Genomic DNA, 1118 nt, shown 5'->3' with positions numbered 1-1118 from the left:
TGGGATCGTTTGGCCTGCTCGGAACCACGGCCATGGGCACGCCATCCGCCGCCGTCGGGGATCTTCCCGACCTTCTTGATGTCGACGTGCACCATCTGACCGGGCCGTTTCGCGGAGATGACCTGGGGTTTTCGGTTGTTCTCGCCGTTCGGGTCGATGAACCGGCGACGGTGCAATCCCAGACCGCGCAGGATTTTCGTGACGGTCCTGCGAGCAATGACCGTTCCACCCATTCGGAGTTCGAACGTGATGCGCGCGGCCGACCATTTCCGGGTCCGTCGCATGAATTCGATCTCGGCCACGACGCCCGCCGCGGTGGCGGTGGGTTGGTGTTTCGGTGTGCTGGATCGGTCCTGTAATCCCAGGTCACCGTACTTGCGATACCGGTTGACCCACTTCGAGGCGCATTGCCGAGAGATCCCCATCTCGGCGGCCACATGGGCTACCGGACGAGTGCGTCACCGCTCGACGAGACGCCGTCTTCCCTCCACTGTCAGCAGGGCATTACGGTGTGTCACAGGGCTGGTCCTTCTTGGTTGAGAACGGTTGTGTCGCAACTCCCATTCTCACGCCGAGGACCAGCCCGTCTACTTCAGTCCTGCGTCAGCAACGTCCATACCCGCAACACCTGCATAGGATAACTCTGACCGCTCTGTCTTGTGCAGTCTTCCATCCTGAACTTTTGCTCTTGACTCGACGGTTCCATTTCATTGTTTCAAAACTATTACATCAAGGGTGGGTCCGTATACCTAAATTCCACCCCTAAAACCCATACCTAGAACGCCAACGATACTAATTGACAATGGCCTTGACTTAGGAAAAGTCAAGGCCATTGTCAATCTCAAATATTCAGTTCTACCTCGGTGACGTCGGCGAGAATACAATTCGTCTCACCGACGTCACCTCTATGGGATTCTACTGCTGATTGATTTTCTCACGACGAACAGCACTTACGTTGAGCATCAGGGCAATAAACATTCCAAAACCGGCTAGAGAAATTCCAACGGGTATAGCCAACTGCGAGGCTTCCCCGCCGTCAAATTGTTCTCCAGTACCACCCGTACTCGCGTGCACAGGATAGCCGCGATCACAATCAACACCCGGCTGACCCGACTGAC

The 1118-nt window shown here is 55.9% G+C and carries 1 protein-coding gene and 1 pseudogene; both read right to left on the bottom strand.

Translation table 11 applies throughout. The features are described 5' to 3' along the window. Nucleotides 1-518: pseudogene (locus tag RhoBH5_RS32110) on the bottom strand (helix-turn-helix domain-containing protein); the annotation flags it as partial. 397 nt (nt 519-915) lie between these two features. Then, nucleotides 916-1118 (bottom strand): hypothetical protein (locus RhoBH5_RS32105; protein ID WP_270009581.1); only part of this gene is annotated, 203 nt, incomplete at its 5' end.

It is taken from the genome of Rhodococcus sp. BH5 (assembly GCF_027583855.1).
Classification (GTDB): domain Bacteria; phylum Actinomycetota; class Actinomycetes; order Mycobacteriales; family Mycobacteriaceae; genus Rhodococcus_F; species Rhodococcus_F qingshengii.
The sequence above is the reverse complement of the archived record's forward strand: the minus strand, read 5'-3'. Positions and strand labels throughout refer to the sequence as shown.